General features: G+C 51.1%; 18 protein-coding genes. 12 read left to right on the top strand and 6 right to left on the bottom strand.

Annotated elements, in window-relative coordinates; genetic code table 11:
* Nucleotides 1-324 precede the first annotated feature (324 nt).
* Nucleotides 325-405, bottom strand: coding sequence for a DUF1651 domain-containing protein (locus Syncc8109_RS11795; RefSeq protein WP_232202493.1), 81 nt, complete (start codon nucleotides 403-405; stop codon nucleotides 325-327).
* Nucleotides 406-971: 566 nt separating this feature from the next.
* Here Syncc8109_RS11795 and Syncc8109_RS07115 point away from each other — a divergent pair.
* The 3 genes from Syncc8109_RS07115 to Syncc8109_RS11350 all read left to right on the top strand — a co-directional run bounded on the left by Syncc8109_RS07115 (nucleotide 972) and on the right by Syncc8109_RS11350 (nucleotide 2,583).
* Nucleotides 972-1,124 carry a DUF3104 domain-containing protein gene (locus Syncc8109_RS07115; protein WP_156915549.1) on the top strand — a complete coding sequence of 51 codons (153 nt, stop codon included), beginning with the start codon at nucleotides 972-974 and terminating at the stop codon, nucleotides 1,122-1,124.
* Between the two features lie 535 nt (nucleotides 1,125-1,659).
* Nucleotides 1,660-1,860, top strand: coding sequence for a hypothetical protein (locus Syncc8109_RS07105; RefSeq protein WP_198015251.1), 201 nt, complete (start codon nucleotides 1,660-1,662; stop codon nucleotides 1,858-1,860).
* 6 nt (nucleotides 1,861-1,866) lie between these two features.
* Nucleotides 1,867-2,583, top strand: a complete 717-nt coding sequence (locus tag Syncc8109_RS11350) for a hypothetical protein (RefSeq protein ID WP_006850347.1) — start codon at nucleotides 1,867-1,869, stop codon at nucleotides 2,581-2,583.
* A gap of 2,252 nt (nucleotides 2,584-4,835) precedes the next feature.
* Here the strand turns inward: Syncc8109_RS11350 and Syncc8109_RS07080 are convergent.
* Entirely contained in the window at nucleotides 4,836-10,184 is a 5,349-nt protein-coding gene (locus Syncc8109_RS07080) for an Ig-like domain-containing protein (RefSeq protein WP_006851362.1), read from the bottom strand.
* 66 nt (nucleotides 10,185-10,250) lie between these two features.
* Nucleotides 10,251-10,640, bottom strand: coding sequence for a hypothetical protein (locus Syncc8109_RS11345; RefSeq protein ID WP_006850676.1), 390 nt, complete (start codon nucleotides 10,638-10,640; stop codon nucleotides 10,251-10,253).
* Nucleotides 10,641-10,894: 254 nt separating this feature from the next.
* Here Syncc8109_RS11345 and Syncc8109_RS12900 point away from each other — a divergent pair, with 254 nt between their 5' ends.
* From Syncc8109_RS12900 to Syncc8109_RS11790, 3 genes are all read left to right on the top strand, one after another.
* Nucleotides 10,895-11,137: a hypothetical protein gene (locus tag Syncc8109_RS12900; RefSeq protein WP_156915513.1), complete on the top strand. Its 243-nt coding sequence runs from the start codon at nucleotides 10,895-10,897 to the stop codon at nucleotides 11,135-11,137.
* 67 nt (nucleotides 11,138-11,204) lie between these two features.
* Nucleotides 11,205-11,384, top strand: a complete 180-nt coding sequence (locus Syncc8109_RS12340) for a hypothetical protein (protein ID WP_025362377.1) — start codon at nucleotides 11,205-11,207, stop codon at nucleotides 11,382-11,384.
* Between the two features lie 286 nt (nucleotides 11,385-11,670).
* Nucleotides 11,671-12,069, top strand: a complete 399-nt coding sequence (locus Syncc8109_RS11790) for a DUF411 domain-containing protein (protein ID WP_232202398.1) — start codon at nucleotides 11,671-11,673, stop codon at nucleotides 12,067-12,069.
* Between the two features lie 297 nt (nucleotides 12,070-12,366).
* Here Syncc8109_RS11790 and Syncc8109_RS12335 read toward each other — a convergent pair whose 3' ends face one another.
* Complete coding sequence (locus Syncc8109_RS12335; protein WP_156915512.1) at nucleotides 12,367-12,543, bottom strand: hypothetical protein; 177 nt, start codon at nucleotides 12,541-12,543, stop codon at nucleotides 12,367-12,369.
* 645 nt (nucleotides 12,544-13,188) lie between these two features.
* Here Syncc8109_RS12335 and Syncc8109_RS11785 point away from each other — a divergent pair.
* The 4 genes from Syncc8109_RS11785 (at nucleotide 13,189) to Syncc8109_RS13080 (ending at nucleotide 14,434) form a co-directional block, all read left to right on the top strand.
* On the top strand, nucleotides 13,189-13,290 hold the full coding sequence (locus Syncc8109_RS11785; protein ID WP_071823070.1) for a DUF4278 domain-containing protein: 102 nt from the start codon (nucleotides 13,189-13,191) through the stop codon (nucleotides 13,288-13,290).
* A gap of 167 nt (nucleotides 13,291-13,457) precedes the next feature.
* Nucleotides 13,458-13,640, top strand: a complete 183-nt coding sequence (locus Syncc8109_RS07060) for a hypothetical protein (protein ID WP_006851495.1) — start codon at nucleotides 13,458-13,460, stop codon at nucleotides 13,638-13,640.
* A 348-nt stretch (nucleotides 13,641-13,988) separates the two neighbouring features.
* Complete coding sequence (locus tag Syncc8109_RS11780) at nucleotides 13,989-14,156, top strand: DUF4278 domain-containing protein (protein WP_071823069.1); 168 nt, start codon at nucleotides 13,989-13,991, stop codon at nucleotides 14,154-14,156.
* Nucleotides 14,157-14,299: 143 nt separating this feature from the next.
* A complete protein-coding gene (locus Syncc8109_RS13080; RefSeq protein WP_006850266.1) occupies nucleotides 14,300-14,434 on the top strand; it encodes a hypothetical protein in 135 nt (44 codons plus the stop codon).
* Between the two features lie 92 nt (nucleotides 14,435-14,526).
* On the opposite strand, the gene Syncc8109_RS12895 is transcribed toward Syncc8109_RS13080, so the two are convergent.
* A complete protein-coding gene (locus Syncc8109_RS12895; RefSeq protein WP_025362376.1) occupies nucleotides 14,527-14,772 on the bottom strand; it encodes a hypothetical protein in 246 nt (81 codons plus the stop codon).
* A 904-nt stretch (nucleotides 14,773-15,676) separates the two neighbouring features.
* Between Syncc8109_RS12895 and Syncc8109_RS07050 the strand changes: the two genes are divergently transcribed.
* A complete protein-coding gene (locus Syncc8109_RS07050; protein WP_232202397.1) occupies nucleotides 15,677-16,423 on the top strand; it encodes a phycobilisome rod-core linker polypeptide in 747 nt (248 codons plus the stop codon).
* 1,058 nt (nucleotides 16,424-17,481) lie between these two features.
* Nucleotides 17,482-17,721 (top strand): hypothetical protein, encoded by a 240-nt coding sequence (locus tag Syncc8109_RS07045; protein WP_025362374.1) that lies wholly within the window; start codon nucleotides 17,482-17,484, stop codon nucleotides 17,719-17,721.
* 400 nt (nucleotides 17,722-18,121) lie between these two features.
* Here the strand turns inward: Syncc8109_RS07045 and Syncc8109_RS12890 are convergent, their stop codons facing one another.
* A complete protein-coding gene (locus tag Syncc8109_RS12890; RefSeq protein WP_006850385.1) occupies nucleotides 18,122-18,292 on the bottom strand; it encodes a hypothetical protein in 171 nt (56 codons plus the stop codon).
* Between the last annotated feature and the right edge of the window lie 413 nt (nucleotides 18,293-18,705).

Below are 18,705 nucleotides of genomic sequence, written 5' to 3'. Positions count from 1 at the left end.
TGCGACTCCGCCACTGTTGTGCCCTCGAACGCACAGCCGGCACCTTGGTTTTATACCTGGGCCAGGAATAGAAATTGAGTCAACTACTACCGGCAAAAGCAATCAGCAATTTGTGGCAGATCACACTTCAATTGCTTGCGAACTAAGGCCAACGTCAAGTTAGTTATCTGCACTGGCTACATGGATCTGAAAAGCAAGAGCTGCCAAGACCTAAACAACCAATTGGCTATCTACCAAGCATTCCGCAACACTCATGGAGTCGCTGCGGTCTTACGACAGATGGCGAATGAACACTGCCCTATTCAGAAGGTAGTTATTCGCTAATCAGCTCACAGGCGGGGGAAAGCGTCTCCAGCCCGTCTTCCACATCGTCTCCCAAGCCTCAATCGCGTTGTGCCTGAGCATCCGCCTGCGAGTCATCGGCTCAGGCGGGTGCGGGGAACGCAATCTTTAGCCGTCCTTCGCCAGCTCAATCACGTTCCGCCAATCAGGCCCCAGCTCAGCTGCCAGGTCCTTCTCTAGAGACCTCAAGTACCGCTTCCGCTGCCCTGACTCTCCGCCGACCCAAATCGGAATCTCTTTCGTGGTTTCACTCATACGTGAAACCCTCCCACATCAAGGGGATTGATTGTTTTTCACCGGTAGTTCGTCTCCGCAAGCTGAAGACGGAGCACTGGACGACCACACCCGATTTTCAATGGCATGGGGAAGAGTCCTTGCGGCCCTCGATTCCCATGTTGTCAGGGAGGAGGTCAAGTGGTCCTCGACTCCCAGCGGCAAGCAGATCCCTCATGCCTGCAGGATCAAGATGCGCCTGCCATTTGAACGGTCTGCCGAAGCCTCCTGTTTTCTTCAGGCGGCCTCCATTGCCGGGCTACATCTGCCTAAACTAATACAGGCATACTATAAAGAGCAGTCCGTCGGTTGATCGCGTGAGCGCCGTTGCAGCGCCCAAGTCGGATCCCGTTTTCCTGCACATCAAACCAGGCATGACCGCGATCGTCACCGACCCGGAAGGTGCTTGGCGGATGGCTGATGTGATCTGGGTTGATGGTGGCGCCAGGAACCCCAAGACTCCGACGTTGTTCCAGGTGGCTGACGTCGAGACAGTCGTCATGAACTGAGTAAACGCCGACTTGGTGACCCGCATCTGACCAAGGGTCTGAGACCTCAGCCTTTCGCAGGCTGAGACAGCTTGTAGAGGCTCAGAGCGACGAGAGCCACGCCGAAGCTGGCGAAGAAGACGATCAGGTATTGACTGGAGATGGACATATAGACCCGAAAGCGAATTCATTACGAAATGCAACGAACTATGGTTGTCGAGTAGTTAATCGGACCCTGACAATGTCGATTGATGCTCGATGCCAGGAACAGCGATCAGCCGCTGACCGTATGTTTATGGACTTCAAATACACCCGTCCTGGCTCGAAGGAGCAGGTTCAGGCTTTAGCGACTCTGAGCTTCCTAATAGGGATGTGGGCCGATTTCCTCACTGCTGAGGAAAAGAGAATGGACCAAGTGATGGTCCTAGAGGCAGGTAACTCGTAGGGACTGAACGTCAATAACGTCGGGAGTTCCACCCTCGATTCGTCCCCCAGGATTTGAACCTCGTATCAAATGACGTACCTAAGGGTTCAAAACGCCGATAGTTTCAACGACATGAAACACCTGAACACGGCTGACATCAGTGCCTCGTACGGCGTCTCAAGCGTCCGTGCCGCTGTAGTGATAGCCGCGATCATGACTGTGCTTGTTTTCGTTAGCGGCGCCAAGGCTTGTCATCACAATGCTGAGACAGCCGAGCAGACCTTCACCGAGGCTCCTCAGAAAGCTGACGAGAAGGCTGAGCTCGAAGCCTGATCAATAATGGAGCTTCTTGGCTTTCTGCTGGCCGTCCTGGCAATTGCCTTTGTTGTTGCCAAGGTGATCTTTGATAGTGGGACTCAAAAGTCTCCAAAAACTCCGAGGCGTGACTCCGAGTGGAAGGCCTTCATGGAAGGCCTTAAGGACGATGCACGCGCTAGGGGAGTGGTGTTCCCTGAAGATCCTTCCAAGGCTCCAACGTTGCCAGAGCCTCAATCTTCGTTGCTTGAGGCGAAGCCGCAGAAACCTTCTAAGCCACCCATAGTCGAAACAACTGAGTTCGATGCCGACTGGTACTTCGAGCAAGCCAGCTCAGGGAAGACCTCTGGCGAAATACTCGAAATGATTTTTACTCAGACGCTTGTCGATGGGAAGCAGGCCTTGGAAATTCTCAAGCAGACCCCAGAAAACAAGAACGATCTTGATCTCATGCTGGCCTGTTGCAAGGTAGAGATGAAGTCGGCTCAGACCAACCTTTGTTTCCCTGATCCTGCCTGCTTCAAGCGGGTGGCGATCATCCTGCACAAGCAGAAGTATTACGCCCGCGAGATCGGAATAATTCAGCTGTATTGGCAGCTGTGTGATCAGGTTTATGAATGCAAGAAACGGGATGGAGCTAGAGCGCAGCTGATGGCACAGCACTCGGGTCTGAAAGCTGGTTTTCAAAAGCGCTACGAAAAAGCCAAGCTCTTGCTGGAGAAGAAGAGAACGAAGGCTTAAACGTCGATCGAGCTTGGCGGCCCAAGGGTCTGACAGCCCCTTCAATCGGTTGGGCTGACTAACAGCCGCTAACCGAATCAAGGACGTGGGGCCACGGACCCGCGAGGAGAACCCTGCTTTCCTCGAGCGATGCAGTATCCGCTTGAACAAGCTCGTTTCGCTACACAGGCTTGTAACAAATGCGCTGACTCTTTTCAGAGACATGAAGAGGGCAGAAAGCTCACCCTGGCAATCGCCCGTGCCAAGGGAGCTATTTCTGCCAGTTACCAGGTCGCTCTCCCGGTGCTGCCTGGACAGTGACACGTGATAAGCGTTTGCTGCCTGGACACCAAATATGAGAGCTAGTACCGGAGTTTGAAGCGACTTATTGGACAGGTTTTAGTTTCCAAAAAATCTTCCGTGAACGTCTGTTCATTGGTATCGCGGACTACCGACGAAACGTCTACCAGCCCGTGCCCAAAAGCCAGCAGACGTCGATCACGCCACTTGCCGTTCCAGGTTGAGAAGATGTCGCCGCCCCGCTGCCGCAGCCAACTTTTCCTCTTCTATTTCCGCCCGCAGAAACCGTTTTCTCTGGGCTGACTCGTAACCACTCAGATCTGTCTGTTTTGTGAAATGCAGCTTGGACTTCGGTTTGTCTAAACCCATCAGCAGCGGGTGGATTCCTCTTCGGCTCATTGAACTGGATTGATTTGTGGTGCTCGCGTAGTGGTCTGCCTGACCCAGCCGCGTGTGTTAAAGATCTCAATATTGGACAAGAATTGCGGTGTAGACGACGACATTTGCACTCAAACGTCGATCACGTTGCGCGTTGAGTAACCCCATGCCACAGGCGAGACATCCCGCCGACGTACCAGAGGGTGATGGGCTGGGCTCCTTAAGTGGGCTAGATGCTTGGCGCAGAACCTTTGTTAGGTATGTCGAACTCAGGCTTGTTGTTCTTATTGAGTTCTTCCAAAGAGATCGTCTTTTCATTGCTGGGCTTAGAAGAGACACCTTTCACCTTCTGTGGTTTTGCACCCCAGTCATGCCCAGGCTGATCAGGCAACCATTTCCCAGCTCTGTAGTTTCTGGAAGACATCGCTCAGGGCTAGGCAATACCCACACGTTCTAGCTCTGGGCGCCGACGTGGCAGAAGGAGATGGGTTGGGCTCCTGAGACGAGCTGAGGACAAGCGACAAGCCGTCCACCAACAACTGTCACAGTGCCAGTTGGGCAGGGATAGTGAATTTGTGAGGAAAAACGCCTCACGGGGTGGAAACAAGGTCACACTCTCGAGAGACGTTTTGGAGCCCCTGCCTTCGGCGGGGGTTTCTTTTTACCTCGGGTTATCTACAGACCAAGTGGCCCTTACCTGAAGCTTCGCGCCTTAAAACGCCTCAAAAGCACTACTGCTAGTGCTTCAAGGCATAAAAAAACCCGCTGTGACGCGCACATCGGGCCAGGTGATGGGGGAACTGACAATATGGCCCAGCTCTTAGCCACTGCCTAGCCCCACATTTGTTGTCTTAAGAGTCGGTACAGAACTTCATCGCACTATGTCCGGAATATGGATTTGTTTGCACTTCTGAGTCCACCGAGGCTAGTTTTGTCCCGTCCGGTCGGGTGATGGGGATCAACCGAAAGGATTAGCGACCTCGGAGACACCTCCGGGGTTTCTTTTTGGGGAATGGCCTCCAACCAAAGATCTAGCTAAGGGTTGAGTCCAACCAACCCGATCTAGATGACCTCTGGATATCCCGAAATAACGGAGCAGGATCCCTTGGTACCCATGCAGTCTGGGGGTCACCGGGAACGACTCGCCAAGTTCGTTAGCGAGTTGTGGGCACAACGCCGCCACGTCGTCGAGACTCGGCGCCGAATCGATAAGAGATTCGCGGATGAGAACGACTGGTTTGTCCGCAAAGACACTGAACTCGTTGACTGAACTCCTTAGTGGTTCATTGCCTGCCACGTCCTTGGATCAAAGCCAGCGCCTTATTTTTGGTATCGTTGCTTTTGAGCGGCAGCAAATCAGACGGGTCAAAAACGCTGACCACACGGTGCGAGTAGTTCTCTTTGCACCCATCCAGATTCCAAGCAGTACCTTCCTCGCAAAAACGCCCCTTGAGGCACTTAAGGATTAGGTGCGCGTCGAAGCTGTCATAGCCTTACAGATCGCCCAGGCATAACTGGCAGGCCATGCCTGACTGACTGACTAGGACAACGCTGTTCACGACGCTTGTGGCGTTCAGCTCTACTGGTTCTGACTATCAGACAGTCTCGCCGTACCAAGCAATTCCCTCATAAACCCATTCAGGTGAAGCATTCAGAATACCTTGTTCATAGCTGCTGGTTGAATACAAATGGATATTCGATTCGGTGTTTAGGTAACGCTTTACAGCTACTGTATTCACCTCGGGTAGCACTTGCTCGTGGCTATAAACAGTAAAAGCTACTCCTTCATATTGCCAGCTCATAGTCGAATCAATAATCCCTTTCTCGTATTCATTTGCTGTATAAAAATGACCTTCGCCATTCATGCTGTAGCGGTGCAGGGATGATGTTTTTGTTAGGGATTGTGGTGGAGATTTATAGGCTATGCCCTCGTTTGTCCAGTCCATTCCTGTAATTATATCAATTTCTACTTGATTCGATGAAAACAGATATTTTCCAGAAATGTCATTCCTTAGCCTATATACATAAGGTATTGAGGCAAGTATTCCTTGACGCTCGATATTGACATTAGGATTAAGAGCTATATCAGTAAACGAATTAGCACTCACAACAATTTCCGCATCAAGAATATCAGACTGCTCAAAAACTGCCGTATATTTATTACTGGAAATCTCGCTCCAGCTGACAAGCTTTCCATTGCTAACGTCTACGTCTTCTAGGCCAAAGTTCAATGATTTCTCCGACAACGTAAAGGTAATGGTGGTAGTACCGCCTCTTTCCACCGAACTCGTCGCTGCCGAAATTAAAATACTTGGCCTGACCGTATCAACAGTGAGGGTGACAGTGTTATTGGCATCATCTCCGTCGTTATTGTTGTTGGTAGAAGAGTTGGAAAATTTCGAACTTGCGACTGAGATCACACCATTTGTGGTGCTATCTGCTGTTGGTGTGAACGTAGCTGTGTAAACAGTGCTGGAGACAGCGGTCCAGTTGGAGAGGGATCCACCGGAGAGGGTGACATCGGATTCGATGAAGTTAGTGGAGGCTTCTGAGAGGGTGAATGTCAGTGCCGACGTTTCACCAGCTTTTAAAGAGGAGACATCAGATGTGATGGCAATGGTGGGCCTAACGGTGTCGACGGAGAGGGTGACGGTGTTATTGGCATCAACTCCGTCGTAGTTGGTGTTGCCTGCTGAATCCGAGAACTTTGAACTGGCAACGGAGACCACACCATCGGTAGTGCTGTTGTCCGTTGGTGTGAAGGTGGCGGTGTAGACGGTGCTGGAAGCAGCGGTCCAGTTGGAGAGGGATCCACCAGAAACGACAACATCGGATTCGATGAAATCGGTGGATGCTTCTGAGAGGGTGAATGTCAGTGTCGAGGTTTCACCAGCTTTTAAAGAGGAGACATCAGAGCTGATGGCAATGGTGGGAATTGATAGATCAAAAATCCGTACATGGCCTGAATTGTTGCCATTGCCATCGTTGAAATCAGCGCCAATGGCGACGATGCTGCCGTCGCTTGAAAGTGAGACCGAAACGCCGCTCGTGTCACCTGCAGCTTCTCCATCGATGTCGCTGCCGCGTTGCACCCAGGCGCTGCCATTCCATTCGTAGAGGCGCACATGGCCTGAATCGTTGCCATTGCCATCGTTGCCGTATGCGCCAATGGCGACGACGCTGCCGTCGCTTGAAAGCGAGACCGCATAGCCGCTCATGTCACCTGCAGCTTCTCCATCGATATCGCTGCCGCGTTGCACCCAGGCGCTGCCATTCCATTCGTAGAGGCGCACATGGCCTGAATTGTTGCCGTATGCGCCAATGGCGACGATGCTGCCGTCGCTTGAAAGTGAGACCGAAGTGCCGCTCATGTCACCTGCAGCTTCTCCATCGATGTCGCTGCCGCGTTGCACCCAGGCACTGCCATTCCATTCGTAGAGGCGCACATGGCCTGAATTGCTGCCATAGCCATCGTTGGCGTATGCGCCAATGGCAACGACGCTGCCGTCGCTTGAAAGTGAGACGGAGAAGCCGCTGTCGTCACCTGTAGCTTCTCCATCGATGTCGCTGCCGCGTTGCACCCAGGCACTGCCATTCCATTCGTAGAGGCGCACATGGCCTGAATTGCTGCCATTGCCATCGTTGCCGTATGCGCCAATGGCGACGACGCTGCCGTCGCTTGAAAGCGAGACCGCATAGCCGCTCATGTCACCTGCAGCTTCTCCATCGATGTCGCTGCCGCGTTGCACCCAGGCGCTGCCATTCCATTCGTAGAGGCGCACATGGCCTGAATTGTTGCCATTGCCATCGTTGAAATCAGCGCCAATGGCGACGATGCTGCCGTCGCTTGAAAGTGAGACCGAAACGCCGCTCGTGTCACCTGCAGCTTCTCCATCGATGTCGCTGCCGCGTTGCACCCAGGCGCTGCCATTCCATTCGTAGAGGCGCACATGGCCTGAATCGTTGCCATTGCCATCGTTGCCGTATGCGCCAATGGCGACGACGCTGCCGTCGCTTGAAAGTGAGACGGAGAAGCCGCTGTAGTCACCTGCAGCTTCTCCATCGATGTCGCTGCCGATTTGAGCGCTGATACCAATGGTGGGTTTGACCGTATCAACAGTGAGGGTGACAGTGTTATTGGCATCATCTCCGTCGTTATTGTTGTTGGTAGAAGAGTTGGAAAATTTCGAATTTGCGACTGAGATCACACCATTTGTGGTGCTATCTGCTGTTGGCGTGAACGTAGCTGTGTAAACAGTGCTGGAGACAGCGGTCCAATTGGAAAGAGATCCACCAGAAACGCTTACGTCGGATTCAACGAAATCGGTGGAGGCTTCTGAGAGGGTGAATGTCAATGTCGACGTTTCACCAACTTTTAAAGAGGAGACATCAGATGTGATGGCAATGGTGGGCCTAACGGTGTCGACGGAGAGGGTGACGGTGTTATTGGCATCAGCTCCGTCGTTGTTGGTGTTCCCTGCGGCATCGGAAAATTCCGAACTCGCCACTGAAATCACACCATTTGTGGTGCTGTCGGCTGTTGGGGTGAAGGTGGCGGTGTAGATGGTGCTGGAGACAGCGGTCCAGTTGGAAAGAGATCCACCAGAGACGGTGACGTCGGATTCAACGAAATCGGTGGATGCTTCTGAGAGGGTGAATTTCAGTGTCGAGGTTTCACCAGCTTTTAAAGAGGAGACATCAGATGTGACAGCAATGGTGGGCCTGACGGTATCGACAGAGAAAATGACGGAGTTATTGGCATCAGCTCCGTCATTGTTGGTGTTCCCTGCGGCATCGGAAAATTTCGAACTCGCGACTGAGATCACACCGTTGGTGGTGCTGTCGGCTGTTGGGGTGAAGGTGGCGGTATAGACGGTGCTGGAAACAGCAGTCCAGTTAGAAAGCGATCCGCCAGAGACAGTGACATCGGATTCAACGAAATCGGTGGATGCTTCTGAAAGGGTGAAGGTGAGGGCTGCGGTTTCTCCTGCTTTCAGGGACGAGACATCGGATGTGACAGCAATAGTGGGCCTGACGGTATCGATAGAGAAAATGACGGAGTTATTGGCATCAGAACCGTCGTCGTTGGTGTTGCCAGAGGAGTTAGAAAATTTCGAACTCGCCACTGAAATCACGCCATTTATGCTGCTGTCGGCTGTTGGAGTGAAGGTGGCGGTGTAGACGGTGCTGGAAGCAGCGATCCAGTTGGAAAGCGATCCACCAGAGACCGTGACGTCGGATTCAACGAAATCGGTGGATGCTTCTGAAAGGGTGAAGGTGAGTGTTGATGTATCGCCTGCGCTCAGGAAGTCATCAGCATCGTCATCAGTAATGGCGATGGTTGGGCGAACGGTATCAACGGTGAAGGTGACAGAGTTATTGGCATCGGAACCGTCGTTGTTGGTGTTGCCTGCGGCATCGGAAAATTTCGAACTCGCGACTGAGATCACACCGTTGGTGGTGCTGTCGGCTGTTGGGGTGAAGGTGGCGGTATAGACGGTGCTGGAAACAGCAGTCCAGTTAGAAAGCGATCCGCCAGAGACAGTGACATCGGATTCAACGAAATCGGTGGATGCTTCTGAAAGGGTGAAGGTGAGGGCTGCGGTTTCTCCTGCGCGCAGGGAGTCATCAGCATCGCCATGAGTGATGGCGATGGTTGGCGCGATTACATCTAGACGTATGAGTAGATCGTTCCACCCAAAAATAGTTCCATTAAAATCAATGTTCTCAATATTTGTGAGGGTATCCTGTCCGTCAGGACTGCCATCTCTAAGGTCAGAAACAACAATACTTTGTCCGTCTAAATTAAAGCTATAATCACTTAATTCTCCATTAAATAGTGCCGTATCGTCTCCATCTCGACCATCAAAGTTATTATTAGCATTATTCCCGCGAAATGTATCCGCCCCAGAACCGCCAATTACTGATTCTATGAAGGTTCCTGGCGCAAAGCTTAGGTTGCCAATCTTTCCGCCAATATTGGATGCATAAATATTAGTGGCGTACTTGTCTGATGGGCGCAGATCAATTAATTGAGTTGCAGCAAAGCCGCTTAGGTCTAGAGTGTCACTTCCACCTCCATCCACAATCGTGTATGCGGTAGTAGGAATTAAATCTTTTAGTTTATTGAATACGAGACTTGTTGTTTCTCCGATATTTGTATCAAATCCATAAATCGTGTCTTCCGTGAAAGCATTGTTTATTCCGAAGCCATATTGGCCGTATAGGTCGTCTAATGCAATCCAGTCTGCCACCATCGGAGTACTTAGATACACCTTACTTGCGTCTATAGAAGTATTATCTGTCTGATCAAAATACGACATCATGGATGATTGCCATGAGTCATTTATGAAATCAGCGTCATATGAATAGTTGGCAGAAAAATTATAATTTCCAAGATGACCGAGGCCTAATGCATGACCTATTTCGTGAAGTGTTGTCTGAAAATAATAGTCTCCGAGGGAGGTGCTCCCGGAGTGCCAACTTGATGCGATATTTATTTCTGAATACGTTACTTCGCCTTCCGAGGTCCACGTTCGCGCGTATGCTCCACTATCATTATCTCCAAAACGAAAATCCGCCCCAGCGGCATTTGTTTTTTGAAAATTAATTCCTAGAGTTGATGCCAGTAATTTGAATGCTTCTTCAATTAAGTTTGAGCGCTCCGATGAGACGCCATTTGAATCTTTAGTATTCCCTGTTGTATTGTAATAAAGATTTGGCTTGGATGCGAGGTTGAATTTGCGGGTGCTACGACCTTGTGCATTCCAGTAGCCGCTTTCAAGATAATTGGCTAATTCATCGAGTGTCCCAAGTGATGCTGCAAAATTATTGGTGCTTTGGCCTCCCTTGACTGTAGTATTACCGTTGCAACATTTACAGGTGCATCCTCTTGAGTGAAGTACTGATGTCTCTATTTTATTTTGAAGCTGATTAGGACGCATGTGGATTTCCCGCTCGTTAGAATTTTGTTGAGATGCCTAATCGTCAACGCATTTAATCTTACGCGCTTATCCAATTTCCTTCAGAGCGAATGGAGGGCAATCCCCGCCTATCTGATGAACCTTCCTGCAAGCATCAGTGAGGTCCATGGATTGACCAAAACCTAAAGTGGTAAAACCCAGCAGCTCCTGCTCCCTCTGCCAGAGCCCTAGAAGAAAAAGCTTGACCCTGCATTGAAGACTTCCCAGGTCTGCTGAGCACACAACACCACCCAAGCCAATCAACATCCAAAGCAAAGCGATGTAACCGCTGTGATCGTGTTTGCTGTGCTCATCGATTGCGTAGGCCACAAACATGGTCAAAGCAGCCATGGTGACGCCGATGAAAAACAAGATCAGATACGCCTCGCCGTCACGCTTGTTGGTCTGTTTGTCTACGTCCAGCAGAGCTGAAAGCAACGCGTGTGGAGGGCGGGGAGCTCAAGATCGGCAACGTCAAACGCAACCGAGCAACAGCAAAGGCTCCCAAGCCCGATCGCATTGCCTACCCACTGGAGATTCCAGAACTCGCAGATGCATCAGGTCAGGCTCTGGCTCAAGTCAGCAGCGGGCTAATCAAGCTGCCGGTCGGCATCCTGAACGCCCAAGACTTCAAAACCTGTGGGCACACCTTCAGGCAATACCTAGATTGTCATCGCTATTGGGCTGCGCTGGTGAAAGCCAATCCTGGGCTCTCCCCATACAGCCTTCGGCATGGCTACGCCTACCGAGGAGCCTTAGCCGGCATACCTCTCAGACAGCTCGCCGCATCTATGGGCCATAACGTGCGAACCCACATGAAGCACTACGGCCAATGGACTGATGAGGCTGGACTAGATGCTGCCTTTGGTGCAGCCAACGTCAAGCTCACTGCATCACAGACCAAGCGTCAGCAGCAGATGCAGCAACAGCAGTAGTCAGCGCCAGATCCTTGCGACGACCCAAGCAAACACCGAGCAAAGGACGGCAAACACGATCAATGGGATGGCCCAAGCCACCAACGTGGTGACCAATGGAGGCGTGCTGGAACTCAGACCCCAGAGCAGCGACTTCATTGCTTCGCTCTTCAAACACCAGACAGGCAGAAGGAACAACGACGGCACAAACAGAGCCGACAGAAAAGCGGTGATGGCGATTCGCTGTGGCCTGGTCATGTCCAAATGATGGCTATCGGACAGGCGGAGGGCAGCGTCTCCACCCCGTCTTCCGCATCGCCTCCGAAGCCTCAATCACGTTGCGCAGCAGCATTTGCCGACGAGTCAGAGCAAGTCGCGATAATGCAGAAATCGACTATGTTCGCTTCGTAGACGACTCCATGAAGGAATCGCGTTCCGTAGCCCGTTGGCAAGCTTCTGCGCGACAGGGCTTCGTTGTAGCTTGCGTAGTCGGCTCGCTGCTCCTGGGGATTCAACCTGTTCACGGACATGGAGACGTGAAAGGGGATGCTGCGATGCCTGATACCAGCAGTGCGGCGGGCCCGCAGATGACGGTTTATCGATCAACGAGTTGCGGCTGCTGTACTCAATGGGGAGCACACATCGCCTCCGCGGGGTTTCGCATTGATGACCATGTCACCGAGGACATGAATGACGTGAAGCAGGAGCATGGTGTCAGCTCTCAACAGGCTTCTTGTCACACCGCTGATGTGGAGGGATTTGTGATTGAAGGGCATGTACCTGCATCTGCGATTCAGCGCCTTTTGAGGGAACGGCCCAATATCCGAGGTCTGGCGGTTCCAGGGATGCCAATGAGTTCTCCTGGGATGGAAGTTCCTGGCGTCGAGGCTGAACCTTTTGAGGTTCTTGCCATTAACCATGACGGAACAACCTCTGTATTTGCTCGTTACTGAGCTTTAGCTGTCCTCAGCCAGCTCAATCACATTCCGCCAATCAGGCCCCAGCTCAGCTGCCAGGTCCTTCTCTAAAGATCTCAAGTACCGCTTCCGCTGCCCTGACTCTCCGCCGACCCAGACCGGAATCTCTTTTGTGTTTTCACTCATGTTCTGAACCTTCCCACAACGAGGAGTTGGTTTGTTGCTCACGGTTAACGCTGCTTTACATAGCGGAAGTTGATCTACATACCAACCACCCCGGATGCTTATCCCTACTCATTCAATTCGGCGCCAAACAACCATCGCTCATAGGAACTAAGCAGCCACCTGAGCATCGAGATCAGAAAGTGCCTTTATATCTACTTCTAACTTATCCAAAAGAGGTTCACAATGCTTGCGTGCACTTGGATCTTGAACGAACTCTTCCCGGTAAAGCATTAATTGAAGGATCTCAATTTCTTCGCTCAGACAATCACGGTAGGAATAGTCCACAACACACTCCAAAAAACGGAGAACTCATCAACCCTGCACGAATTTCGAAAACGCTGTGGTCCACGTAGCGCAATGTCCGGGACTCAACAACACAAACTGTTGCCTTCGTCACACGTCAAGGACGCGGCCACCGTTCTCCAGTATCTCCAGCTGCTCACCCATTGCAGCTGGAGCTTGCAAGTCAAAGCCTCAAGCCAGTTGACGCAGGCGCGATTTATGCGTTGTGGCGCCGTGAAGGCAATTGGGGCTATGACCTCTGCAGAGACTCGCCCCCGAGAGAGGTGGTGGGCTTGGCTCGGATGATCTGCTTCTCATGCACGGCGGATCACCCTGTCTGCGATTCGGTAGTTGGTAACGCGATTCAGCCGAAGTTAGGACGGTTACTACTGAATCGCACCGCACTGGCAGAGCTGGTGGTGCAGCGGAGCTTCAATCGCTCGGGGCTCCGCTTGCCTGGATATTGGATGAGGGCATTGAGCTGAATACAGCCAGAAACGCGCTGTGTATCCATCTGAACGACACAGGGTCTGGCACTGCCCCTATAAAGGGTCTGTAGCAACTGCTACAAACAACGTTCACCTCGCTTCTGCGAGGCGCAGATCACCAGGCCAAGGAACGGGGACCTGGATTTCTGAGGAACCACAAATGACCCTGACCTACCGCGGCCAGAAGTACGACCAGCAAAAAGTGGCTGGCACCTCCGATAAGCCTGCTCTGACCTACCGCGGAGTTTCCTACGCCAAGTGATCAAGGCTTAGTCAGAAGATCACAAGCCCCTGCCTACGGCGGGGGTTTCTTTTTGCCTATTTGTCAGCCCCGAGGTGCTGAAGGAGATGGGCTAAACACACGAAGCGGGGTGACGCAGATTCCTTGAACAGGTGAATAGGCTTCGCAAACTTCCAGCAATAGCTCTCGTGAGCCGTCATCCGAACATCGCCTTCTTCGGTGGCACTGTGGTCATCGCGATCATGGTTATGGCTGCTTTCGCCAACGTCGCCAACGCTGGCGGTTGCTCCTTCAGCAAGTCCAAATCAGCCGAAGCAACAACTGAAGAGATCAAAGGCACAGGCGATAAAAAGGCTGAGGTTGAAGCCTGATGACCGACTATTCATCAGCAATCACTGCACTCATCATCGTGACCGTGGTGATCTCTGCGGCAGTCGTTTACGTCCTGGCTCACCCCACTGACCTGCCTAGATACAAGGAGAACGATCCGAGATCTAAGGAGGACGACCGCTGAACGTCGATCACCATTGGCGTTCCCAGGGGCTGAGAGCCCCTTCTATCGGCTGGGCTCCTGAAACCAGGCAAGGCTGTAAACCCAGGGCTTGGCTTAGGCGTATAGTTTATTTGTAGCAACTGCTACACAACGTTCACCCCTTTCGAAGGGGCGCAGACACTCCAAGCCACGGAACGGGGACTTGGAATTTTCTGAGGAACTAACCATGACTGCTCTTCTCTACAGAGGTCACTCCTACGAAGCTCCAGCAGCCTCGCCCAAAGCTTGTGTCGAGCTGACCTACCGCCGCGAGCACTACAACACCTGCCGCGAAGAAATCGCTCACAATGCTCATCCAATCCTGAACTACCGAGGTGCGTCCTACACCAAGTGATCAGGGCTTAATCAGAAGATCCCTATCCCCTGCCCTCGGCGGGGGTTCTTTTTGCCTGCAAGCGCCGACATGGCAGAAGCTAGTGGGCTCGGCTCTCGAACGAAGCGGGCTGACGCCAGACTGAAAAAAGGAATCAGCTTTTTATGGACGACCGCTTGAAGATCGCTATTAGCGCGGTGCTCATTGCGGCAATGTTTGTAACCGCGGCTGGCGGGAACTGGTTGACGTTCCTTTTCTTCGCCGCCATGGCGGTCATTGTGACTTGTGAAACCATCTAGACAGGCGTCATTAACTGGGTCAATGCTGTCCTTTTAACGCATAGCTCCCAATATCTGAATCGCTGCTTTCGTAGAGCACAACGTTGATCCGATTAAAAGATCCCGAGTGTCTTCTTCTTGCAGTAGGCAGCGCCAATATTCATCCAGCCCGACTTGCAGGCTTTGCCGTTCGTGGGTGCGACCTCGTAATAAATGGGACAGACGCAAGTCGAGCCGAGGGTGTTTAGGTTACCCAGAGGACACTGGTCATGATTTAAAGCCTTAGGTATCTCCTTTTGAGCTAACGCAGAAGGTGTCGCTGATTCGATAATAAGCAGTGCAAAGAGAGCTTGTTTCATGTCCAGATCATCTGAGCAGCTGTATTGAGGGGGCTCCAGATGGTTAATCGCAGAATCACATAGCTGCTCTAGGGGCTACCCCCTGACCCAACGCCACAGGGATAACATCACAGAAGTAGATGAACTGGGCTCCGAGGCTTCATTCGCTCGGCTTCACCCACGTGGCGAAGCTCGTCCACCCAGTCCTGGGCCAGGGGTAGATCGGCCTTGAGTACTTCATGAACTACCTGGTCTCGGCGGTTGCTGCCTCTCTGCTGGTGCTCACGCCAACAATAGTCAGGGCTCAAGAAGTGGAAACAGAGAAGCCACAGGAGCTTCTCTCAAACTTAGCTTTGACTGAGAAAAGCTGTTTTTACTAGAGCACTGAAATAAGCTATTGATGCTATTCAAACTAAGTTCTTTTGGTCATGAGGATTGAAAGAATATCCTCTTGATGGCACATTTGTGCTGCATTGACTGCCCAGCTGAACAGCTTGATGACCAATAGTTGCTTGGAGCATCCAAAGATCGCTACAAAGAAAATTGTTGCAGATTTTCCGTTAATCTTTAGGAACGTAAACATATCTATTCATAGTTTAATTGAATTTTCTTTGCGGAAGGAAAAAATCGTAATCGATCAATTATTTTGGTTTAGCGCTTCAAGGCAAATACCACATAAGCGAGATTTATTCTCGTATTTGCTTTGCAAGCATTTTCAGTGACTCCCTTTTAAATGAACGCCTCTCTCTCTCCAAAATTCAGATTCGGCGCTGAGTATAAAGCGGTAGATTTAAGGTTTATATCTCCGCAGGTAACCGTTGGGCAGAGCCAAGCTGCATTGACAAATCCTGAGTACTTAAGACAATCATGCGCTCAGATGCAAATTCCTGTAGGCCCTCGAGATCATTCTGAATGTCCACATCGGGTGACGACTGATCGTTTGGCTCCATCCGATAGAGAAGCTTTGCATCAGGGCATTGAGGCTGCATATAGACAAGTGTTGGGTAATGCACATGTGATGGACTATGAACGCTGCGGTGTTCTTGAAGCACAATTTACCGATGGACGTCTTTGTACTCGCGAATTCGTTAGGGGTCTCGCCAAAAGTGAAGCCTATAAGTCTCGTTATTTCTTTAAAGTATCTGCGTATCGTGGAATTGAGCTGAATTTTAAGCATTTACTAGGTCGACCGCCCCTTAATCAGCAAGAGATTGCAAATGCAGCTTTAATTCAATCAGCGCAAGGCTTCGAAGCACTAATTGATACCATCATTGATTCTGCGGAATATGCAGAAGTTTTCGGGGATCATGGGATTCCATACGTTCGCTCGTTCACCTCGGCAAGCGGAATGCCAATGCTCAACTTTATCCGAATTGCGATTCTTGAGAAAAATTTTGCGAGCAGCGATCGATCAAATGGGACCGACAGCTTGATTCGTGGCAGCCTTGCCGGTGGTATGGCTATGGCCATTGATGTGCCGCCAGCGCTTGAATTCGTATCTGTTTCTCCTACATGGATTGGAAATAAGCCGCCCGCCGATTATGAAAAGCTGTGGAGAGGCTTGGCTCTCGTAGGTGCTGCTCACCTCGCTGGAATGTTGGTGAATGTGATATCGCAAATGCTTGGGATCCAAGCACTCGACCGTATCCCTGCTATGTTCCTCGGCCTCTAACCGGTCCTCGCTGTGAATGATGGCTATAAACTAATCTTGGCTTGGGACTGTGCTAATTATTCAGTCACTACTACCCATAATGTTTCACTTTTCTTGTAAGAGATTATTTATATTTATCCTTCTTTTCTATGACCTCATCCTTATGCAGGCATGAAGATCATTGGCAAGCCGTGTAGGTGGTCTCAGAATGCTTACTATTTAAATAGAGAATGCATTGAGATGAAAATGTCAACTTCTTTGTATTTTGTGTGGCATGAACCTGTCCATAATCAAAATAAGCGGAATTATATTAAGATCCAATGTTATGTCGCACCCTCATTCTTTTGCAAGGAGATAAGGTGTGGCTTGAAGTAGGCCCTGAGGCAATTAACACAGTAGGTCGTTATTCTTCATCAGCGCACAGGCAGTAACAAAAAAAGGAGGCAGGCCCCTCAGCCCACCCCAAACAGACGCATTGAAGGCATGATGCCTCCTTATGCATTTTGTCTAACTAGGGGCCCTCTCCGAGTAACAAATGCGCCTAATTAGGCATTAATCACTATCCAGATCTCCTCAAGTTTGTTATGAGAATCGTCTTGGCGCTGGCACCACTGCAAACACCTTGGGAGATGAAATCCAGCAGGTTCTCTCTCCCGCGTCTCCCTGAATCTTCAATTCACGATCAGAGGGCAGCGCCTCTAGCCATTTTTCACTTGGCAACAAAATACCAAGTTTGGTATCAATACACGCTGAGTCGACTGGTGTCACTGGCGTATCTCAGGTGCGTTCCGTTCTGGAGGGCTCCGGACGGGACGCGGACCCATGTCAGCGGCAACTGCTGGGTCCGTCTGTCTTAGCGAAAAATGATTGCTCTTCACCGCACAGGCGGTGGGCAACGCATGTTCCTGCCTTTCGCATTGTCTCCCAAGCCTCAATCGCGTTGTGCCAGATATCCTCCGCCGAGTCATCGGCTCAGGTGGACGGGGAACCTGGCTTGAAGTTCGCACACAAAACAACACCCTCTGTAATCGCAGGACGGAGTTCTTACTGATACAGCTTGACATGAATTTGGCACGCCCATGGGTGACCCGAGCAATAAGCATGAGCAAGCCATTGCTCGGTCAATGATGTATTTGGTCGCAGCACTTCTGAGCATCCTGATGATCTTCATTGCTGGACTATTCCTATCTGCGGAACTCGAACAGCAAACTCTGCAGAAGGCCAAGACAGCACAGCAGATCTCACGTCAACAGGAGATCGCTCCTCAAGCCCAACGGCCATGGAGTCTGTGGAGAATGCGCACTGATCAGGAAACCTAAGGATGCAGCGGCAACACAAACCCTCGCCGCCAGGATTAGCATGTCTGTTCTTGTAGCTGGAGCCTTTTTCCTTTGCTACTACATTTACGCCTGAAGGCGAATAAAGGTACATTTACCTAAGTACTTTATTTTCGTTCACAAACAGCTTGCATCTTGCGGCGCTTACAACATATTTTCCCTATAAAACAAATGGGAGGTGAGTATGTCTCTAGCCCCTTCACTTGTTTGGAGGTCAAAACTAGGCGGGACAATTCGTTTGCTAGTCGGTGATACCAACACTCGCTACTTAGCCGAGTTGAACGGCAACCGTGTCTATTGCGATGATTACGCAACCGCCCAGGCTCATCTCGACTACTGGAGTAGACAGCAATTGCACTGCTGGGGCAGGCTTTAACACCGGTTATGCCGGTTGTTCCTTAGCCCAACGATCCCTGCGTGAGTTGCGGCAGCTGTCGCACATGCAGGTGAAATCGTCATCAGCACCGATGCCAGAACCTCTCGCACCTTCGATGCCCGACAGTGTGTGGAGCGTGAACTTGTAGATCTCGGCCAGCTCTGCATCGCTAGGCATCTTTATGACTTCACCGCCTCGTTGAATCGTTGCGCTTCTTCGCGGGTGGTTTCGGAGTCCTTCCACATGCCGAAATGCCGAACATGCGTCGTTGAGAGGAACGCGTCTGCATGGGTGTAGTAAGCCCGAGCTCCTAGGCCACTCACAGTCACAAGCACAGCCGAGGGAATCCATTGTCGCCTTCTCATTGGCCTATTAAGGCCGGAGCCAAGGATTTCAGCGTTAAGCCAGTTGATGTCTCGTCTACGGCGTTGGTTCAGTAGGAGTTAGGAGCACATCCAGCGATTTTCTGTAGCTATTGCGACCTGCTTATAAGACTTTCACGGAAGAAATCCTTGATCCCAAAGGTCTCCGAAAAATGGTGTGCGAAAGCACGGGAGATTCCCTATCAAGGAGACCTGCGACACCTCCTC

The sequence above is a fragment of the Synechococcus sp. WH 8109 genome (genome assembly GCF_000161795.2).
GTDB lineage: Bacteria > Cyanobacteriota > Cyanobacteriia > PCC-6307 > Cyanobiaceae > Parasynechococcus.
The sequence above is the reverse complement of the archived record's forward strand: the minus strand, read 5'-3'. Positions and strand labels throughout refer to the sequence as shown.